The organism is Paraburkholderia sp. CNPSo 3274, assembly GCF_024206475.1.
GTDB lineage: Bacteria > Pseudomonadota > Gammaproteobacteria > Burkholderiales > Burkholderiaceae > Paraburkholderia.
In genome coordinates this window covers 25631-32699 of sequence record NZ_JAMBPR010000082.1, presented here as the reverse complement: position 1 = coordinate 32699, position 7069 = coordinate 25631, and the positions used below count along the sequence as shown (strand labels likewise).

The window sequence follows — 7069 nt, the reverse complement described above, 5'->3', positions numbered from 1 at the left end:
TTCCTGCGCCGCCCGGCGCCGGCGGCACGCTGGACCCGCCCGCCCTGCCCGCGCACCTCGCCTGCCTGGCGGCCATTCGCGCGGGGTCTCAGCGTGCGCTCCGTGGCCCATGCGTTCTCGGTCCTGAACCACGGCGTGGTGGTGTGCGGCCAGCGCATCGACTACGCGTTCGACGACCTCTATTACCTGGAGCGCGCATGCGCCGCCCAGGTGCTCGCGGGTTCTACCGGGCGAGCGTTGCGACCGGTGGCGACCGATCTCGCGCAGCGCGTGGCCGACCAGATTCAGGGCGAGCGATTGCAGTCGGAGCTGTTCTTCGCGGCCCTGCGAAGAACACTCACACACGCTTGACGAAAGGGGCGCACTACTTCCCCTGCCACACCACCCGGCGCTTCTCCGCAAACGCCGCCGAGCCCTCTCGCGCGTCGGCGGAAGCGAACACGGGGTCGGTGATCTCGCGCTGACGCGCGAACATTTCCGCGCTGGACCAGTCGCGCGACTCGCGCATCACGCGCTTGCTCGCGGCCACGGCGAGCGGCCCGTTTGCCACGATCTTCTGCGCGAGTTCGAGCGCGCCCGCCAGCGCTTCGCCCGGCGCGGTGAGACGGTTGACGAGGCCGAACTCGAACGCCCGTTGCGCGCCGAACATGTCGCCCGTCAGCACGAGTTCCATGGCGATGCGCTCCGGCAACTGCTGTTGCAGACGCAACAATCCGCCAGCCGCAGCGCATAGCCCGCGCTTCACTTCGGGCAGACCGAACTGCGCGTTGTTCGCGGCCACGACGAGATCGCTCGCCAGCACGACTTCGAATCCGCCAGCGAGCGCGTAGCCTTCGACCGCCGCAATGAGCGGCTTGCGCGGCGGCGCTTCAGTGAGCCCGGCAAAGCCGCGGCCCGGCAGGCTCGGCCGTTCGCCTTTGAGAAAGCCCTTCAGGTCCATGCCCGCGCAAAACGTTCCGCCCGCGCCGGTGATGATGGCGAGCCGCAGGTCGTCGCGCTGCTCCAGCTCGTCCAGCGCGGCGGCGATCGCTTCGGCCACCGCCTTCGTGCAGGCATTGCGCGCCTCGGGACGGTTGATCGTGAGGATCTGGATGCCGTCGCGGGACTCGATCAGCAATTCGTCGCTCATGGTCGGCCTCACTCAGCGCGGCTGCATGCGAATCGCGCCGTCAAGGCGGATGGTCTCGCCGTTGAGCATCGGATTCTCGAGAATGTGCAGCGCGAGCGCGGCGAATTCATCGGCTTCACCGAGTCGCGGCGGAAAAGGCACCATGCGGCCAAGCGATTCGCGAATCTCCTCGGGCAGCCGCGCGAGCAGCGGCGTGTCGAACAGGCCCGGCGCGATCGTACACACACGTATGCCCTTGCTCGCCAGGTCGCGCGCGGCCACGAGCGTCATGCCCACCACGCCCGCTTTCGACGACGCATACGGCACCTGCCCGATCTGCCCTTCGTACGCCGCGACCGAAGCCGTGAGCACGCAAGCGCCGCGCTCGCCGCCCGCATCGGGCTCGTTGCGCGCCATCGCCGCCGCCGCGAGGCGCAGCGCGTTGAAGGTGCCGAAGAGATTCACCCGCACCACGTTCTCATAGGCTTCGAGCGAGCCCGGCGAGCCGTCCTTCTCGATCAGGCGCACCGCGCCGCCACGCCCCGCGCAATGCACGAGCGAGCGCAGCGTGCCGCGCTTCGTGGCCGCCTCGAACACGGCGTTCATGTCGTCGGCGCTCGTCACGTCGGCGGGCACGAAGCTCGCGTGCGCGCCGAGTTCATCGGCCACGGCCGCGCCGCGCGAGCTGGCAAGGTCGGCGATCACGACCTGTGCGCCTTTTGCCAGCAGTCGCTTTGCGCTCGCGAGGCCCAGCCCCGAAGCACCGCCCGTCACCACGGCCACCGTGCCGGCAAATTTGTTCTGTTCGTCCATGTGTCGTTTCTCCTTCGTTGTTCGTGGTGGCGCTTTAGAGGCGTTCGATGAGCGTCGCGTTCGCCATGCCGCCCGCCTCGCACATCGTCTGCAGGCCGTAGCGGCCGCCGCTTACTTCGAGCGCGTTGAGCATCGTGGTCATGAGGCGCGCACCCGAGGCGCCGAGCGGATGCCCAAGCGCAATCGCGCCGCCCGCCGGGTTCAGCCGCGCCGCGTCCGCGCCCAGCGACTTCTGCCAGGCGAGCGGCACGGCGGCAAATGCTTCGTTCACTTCGAAATGCGAAATATCGTCGATGGTGAGGCCGCGTTTCTTGAGCAGACGTTGCGTGGCGGGAATGGGTGCGGTCAGCATCATCAGCGGATCGTCGCCGCAGACGTCGAACGACACAATGCGCGCACGCGGCTTCAATCCCAACTGCGCCGCTTTCTGCTCGCTCATGATGAGCAACGCCGAGGCGCCATCGGCGATTTGCGAGGCGTTGCCCGCCGTCACGTTCCAGCGGATGCCAGGAAAGCGCGCCGCGAGTTCGGCGCTCTCGAACGAGGGCGCGAGGCCCGCGAGTCGTTCGACGGTCGTGCCGGCGCGGATGGTTTCGTCGAGTTCCACGCGACGCACACCTTCGGGGCCTGGCACATCGATCGGCACGATCTCGCGCGCGAACTGGCCCGCGGCGCGCGCGGCATCGGCGCGACGGTGCGACTGCGCCGAGTAGGCGTCGAGCGCCTCGCGCGTGAGCGCCCACTTCTGCGCCACGAGATCGGCGCTCACGCCCTGCCCGACCATGCCTTCGGGATAGCGCGCGTGGTACAGCGCGCCATACGGATCGCGGCCGATGCGCGATGAGCCCATCGGCACGCGGCTCATCGACTCGACGCCACCGGCCACGACGATCTCGTTCACGCCCGCCATGATCGCCTGCGCCGCGAAATGGATCGCTTGCTGGCTCGACCCGCACTTGCGCTCGATGGTGGTGGAAGGCACGTGCTGCGGAAAGCCCGCCGCGAGCCACGCGAGGCGGCCCGGCGTGGAAGCCTGCTCGCCCACCTGGCTCACGCAGCCGATCATCACGTCGTCCACGCTGCCGGGGTCGAGGTCGTTGCGCACGATCAGTTGCTGAAGAACCTGCGAGAGCAGATCCACAGGATGCAGGTCGACGAAAGCGCCGCCCGCCTTGGTCCGGCCCATCGGGCTGCGCACTGCGTCGACGATTACCGCGCTGTTGGTCATGGCTCTCTCAACGGTTGGAAGTGACGTGAAAAATGATTCGCTTGGATCAAAATACACCACGCGAACTGACTATTTCAATAGTGGTTAACATATTTTGGTACATCAGGATCATTTTTATTGATTTCTCGCTCGCAATCCGCAACACTGTTTGTACAGTTTGAGCCCGAGAGTTCGAAAAAGGAGACAGAAACACGCGGCGACGAGCGGCGGAGTCGCGAAGGCGAAAAAATGAGCCAGGCGTCTTAAAAAATTGTTGCGGCGTGCAGCAGAAAGCTAGAATCCGGGGTTTGCCGCGCGCCGCACTGGCGCGGCGCGCCCTTAGCCCGACGAAGGACCCGAAATGAACGATCAGGCCAACTCCCGCACCGACGCCGCCGCCGACTCGCAGCTCGTGAGCGCGCTTGCGCGCGGCATCCGGATCCTGCAGTGCTTTTCGATGGGAGACGCGGAGCTTTCGGCGCGCGATCTGGTCGAGCGCACGGGGCTGCCCAAGCCCACGGCGCTGCGGCTCATCAACACGCTCGCGGAGTTCGGCCTGCTGCGCTATTCGGAGCGCATTTCGAAGTATGTGCTCGGCACAGAGATGCTGAGTCTCGCCGCCCCGGCGCTCGGCCGCATGACGATCCGGCAGATCGCGCGGCCGATGATGCAGGAGCTGGCCGACTACTGCCACGGCCAGGTGACGCTCGCGGTGGGCTACCGCCTGAACATGGCGTACGCCGAAGTGATTCAGGGCGAAGGCAGCGCGGTGTACCGCTCGGAAACGGGCACGCGGCTCTCGCTTTCGCGCACGGCGTCGGGCCGCGCGTATCTGTGGACCGTGCCGGGCGCCGAGCGCGAGCAGTACTTGCAGGAAACGCTGGCGCGCGACCCCGCCAAGGGCGAGTTGCTCGCGCAGCGCCTGGCGCTTGCGCAGCAGGAGTTGCGCGCGCATGGCTGCACGCTCTCGCACGGCGACATGCAGCGCGAGATCCATTCGGTGGCGATTCCGTTGTCCGCCCCGATCGACGATGAGTATTGGGTTTTTAGCTGTTCGATTGCAGTTTTCAACATCAGCGGCAACCAGCTGACCGACGACATCGCCCCTCGGCTGATGTCGCTCGTCAGGCGCGTGGAGGCAGCGCTCGGCAGCATGACTGGGGCCGCGCATGACATGGAGACGAGACCGTGGAGCGTGTCCGCGAACTAGCTGTAGCAGCACCCACGCGGGAAGCCCTGTGCTTCCCCGCACTCAATCAGATCATCACCTACAAGGAGCTGGACGAACGCGCGGACCGCATCGCGCACTGGCTCCTCGGCCTTGGCCTGCAACCCGGCGACGGCATCGCACTGCTGTTCGAGAATCACCCCGCGCTCGCCGTCATCGCCATCGGCGCCGAGCGCGCCGGCCTCTACTACACCCCAATCAGCATCCAGTTGAAAACACGCGAGGCTGCGCACGTCTTGAAGGACTGCGGCGCGCGCGTGCTGATCGTTTCGCAGGCCATGCACGAACTCGCCGCAACACTCGTGGCTGAAGGCGCCGCGCAGGGCGTCGCCTGCTTCGTTGCTGGTGCGGCGCAAACGCTGCCCGGCTTCGCTTCGTTCGAAGCGGCGCTCGCCGGGGTCGATGCGAGCGCGCCGTTGCCACCTCTTCCGCGCGGACGCGACTTCCTCTATTCTTCGGGCACGACCGGCCTGCCCAAAGGCATCCGCAAGCCGCTCGTGCCGTTCGAGCAGCGCGATGCCGACGACACCGAAACCGCGGCATGGCGAAAGACTTTCGGCTTCAACGCCGATTCCGTCTACTTGAGCACCGCACCGCTCTATCACGCCGCGCCGCTGCGCTACCTCATGCGCATGCTGCACACGGGTGGGCGCGCCATCGTGCTGCAGAAGTTCGATGCCGAGGCTGCGCTCGACGCCATCGCGCGCTACCGCGTCACGCACAGCCAGTGGGTGCCGACGATGTTCATCCGCCTCCTGAATCTGCCCGAGACCACGCGCGCGCAATACGACGTGCGCAGCTTGCGCGTGGCGATCCACGCCGCCGCGCCCTGCCCGCCGCACATCAAGGAGCAGATGATCGCGTGGTTCGGCCCGGTGATCTACGAGTACTACGCGGGCTCGGAAAGCGTGGGCCTCACGGCAATCGACTCCGACGAATGGCTCGCGCATCGCGGCTCGGTGGGTCGCTCGAAATACGGACAGATCCATATCATCGATGACGAGGATCACGAATTGCCCGTGGGCGAGATTGGCCGCGTGTTTTTTGAAGGCGGTCCCGCTTTCGAGTACCACAACGATCCGGCGAAGACGCGCAGCGTCTACAACCGCCACGGCTGGGCGACCTACGGCGACATCGGCCATGTCGATGCCGAAGGCTATCTGTACCTGAGCGACCGGCGCGTGGACCTCATCATCAGCGGCGGCGTGAACGTGTATCCGCAGGAGATCGAGAACGTGCTCGCCGAGCATCCCGCCGTGGCCGACGCCGCCGTAATCGGCGTGCCGCACGCCGAGTTCGGCGAGGCCGTGAAAGCAATCGTGCAGCCGCGCGAGCGCGACGGCGCGAGCCCGCAGCTCGCCGAGGAGCTGATGGCGTTTTGCCGCGAGCGCCTTTCGCCTATCAAGGTGCCGCGCTCGATCGAATTCGAGGAGGCGTTGCCGCGCCACGACAACGGCAAGCTGCTACGGCGCATTCTCAAGGAACGCTACCGCCAGCCCGCAGTTTGATATGGATAACGAAATAGCAAGTGAATCTGGAGACACCCCCGATGCGCACTGTATTCCGTGACGATCACGAGATTTTCCGCGAACAGGCCCGGCGCTTTATCGAGCGCGAAATCGTGCCGTTCCATCATCAGTGGGAACAAGACGGCATCGTGCCGAAGTCGATATGGCGGCGAGCGGGCGAGGAAGGGCTGCTTTGCTGCACGATTCCGGAAGAGTACGGCGGTGGCGGCGGCGACTTCGGGCACGCTGCCATCATGATCGAGGAGCTGGCACGCGTGAATGCGAGCGGCATCGGCTTTCCGCTGCATTCGGATATCGTCGCGCCTTATATCTTCGCGTACGGCAGCGAGGCGCAAAAGCGCGAGTGGCTGCCGAAGCTCGCGCGCGGCGAGCATATCGGCGCCATCGCCATGACCGAGCCGGGCACCGGCAGCGATCTCAAATCGGTGCGCACGACCGCGCGCAAAGACGCAGACCACTACGTCATCAACGGCCAGAAGACCTTCATCACGAACGGACAGAATGCGAGCCTCGTGGTGGTGGTGTGCAAGACCGCGCCCGAACTGGGCGGCAAGGGCGTTTCGCTGATCGTGGTCGAACAAGGCACGCCTGGCTTCAGCAAGGGCCGCAAGCTCGACAAGATCGGCCTGCGCGCGCAAGACACATCCGAGCTTTTCTTCGAGGACGTGCGCGTGCCCGTCACGCAGCGGCTTGGCGAAGAGAACCAGGGCTTCTCGTATCTCATGCGCGAACTGGCGCAAGAGCGGCTCGTGATCGCGGTGCGCGCTGCCGCGTCGATCGAGGGCATGCTCGAGCGCACGATCCGCTATACGCGCGATCGCAAGGTGTTCGGACAGGCCATCTTCGATTTCCAGAATGCGCGCTTCAAGCTCGCGCATGCGCGCGCGAAGGCGGAGATGGTGCGCACCTACGTCGATCACTGCATTGCGCGGCATCTGCGGCGCGAGCTTTCGCCCCTTGACGCCGCCATGGCGAAGCTCAACGCCACCGAACTGCAAAACCAGTTGCTCGACGAATTCCTGCAGTTGCACGGCGGTTACGGCTACATGTCCGAGTATGTGGTGGGCACCGCGTGGGTGGACGCGCGTGTGATGCGCATCTACGGCGGCACCGACGAGATCATGAAGGAAATCATCGCGCGCACGCTGTGAAGGCGCGTTAATCGACTCACCAGGAAGCAGGCA

General features: G+C 65.9%; 7 protein-coding genes. 4 read left to right on the top strand and 3 right to left on the bottom strand.

Translation table 11 applies throughout. From position 1 onward, the window contains the following. On the top strand, positions 1–351 hold a 351-nt coding region (locus M3I54_RS36720; protein WP_254344616.1), incomplete at its 5' end, for a class II aldolase/adducin family protein. 13 nt (positions 352–364) lie between these two features. On the opposite strand, the gene M3I54_RS36715 is transcribed toward M3I54_RS36720, so the two are convergent. From M3I54_RS36715 to M3I54_RS36705, 3 genes are read right to left on the bottom strand one after another with little or no spacing between them, the layout of a single operon-like run. Next, the gene (locus tag M3I54_RS36715) at positions 365–1129 is read right to left on the bottom strand and encodes a crotonase/enoyl-CoA hydratase family protein (RefSeq protein ID WP_254344614.1); all 765 of its coding nucleotides are present in this window, start codon (positions 1127–1129) and stop codon (positions 365–367) included. Between the two features lie 12 nt (positions 1130–1141). Further along, on the bottom strand, positions 1142–1921 hold the full coding sequence (locus M3I54_RS36710; protein ID WP_028208365.1) for an SDR family NAD(P)-dependent oxidoreductase: 780 nt from the start codon (positions 1919–1921) through the stop codon (positions 1142–1144). A gap of 34 nt (positions 1922–1955) precedes the next feature. Then, positions 1956–3149 carry a thiolase family protein gene (locus M3I54_RS36705; RefSeq protein ID WP_254344611.1) on the bottom strand — a complete coding sequence of 398 codons (1194 nt, stop codon included), beginning with the start codon at positions 3147–3149 and terminating at the stop codon, positions 1956–1958. 340 nt (positions 3150–3489) lie between these two features. Between M3I54_RS36705 and M3I54_RS36700 the strand changes: the two genes are divergently transcribed. Genes M3I54_RS36700 through M3I54_RS36690 form a run of 3 tightly spaced genes read left to right on the top strand, consistent with a single transcriptional unit; the run spans position 3490 to position 7036 of the window. Next, positions 3490–4338, top strand: coding sequence for an IclR family transcriptional regulator (locus M3I54_RS36700; protein ID WP_254344609.1), 849 nt, complete (start codon positions 3490–3492; stop codon positions 4336–4338). Continuing rightward, a complete protein-coding gene (locus M3I54_RS36695; protein ID WP_254344607.1) occupies positions 4317–5864 on the top strand; it encodes an acyl-CoA synthetase in 1548 nt (515 codons plus the stop codon). The genes M3I54_RS36700 and M3I54_RS36695 overlap by 22 nt, the downstream gene beginning before the upstream one ends. A gap of 41 nt (positions 5865–5905) precedes the next feature. Continuing rightward, positions 5906–7036, top strand: coding sequence for an acyl-CoA dehydrogenase family protein (locus M3I54_RS36690; RefSeq protein ID WP_254344605.1), 1131 nt, complete (start codon positions 5906–5908; stop codon positions 7034–7036). The last annotated feature ends 33 nt before the right edge of the window (positions 7037–7069 follow it).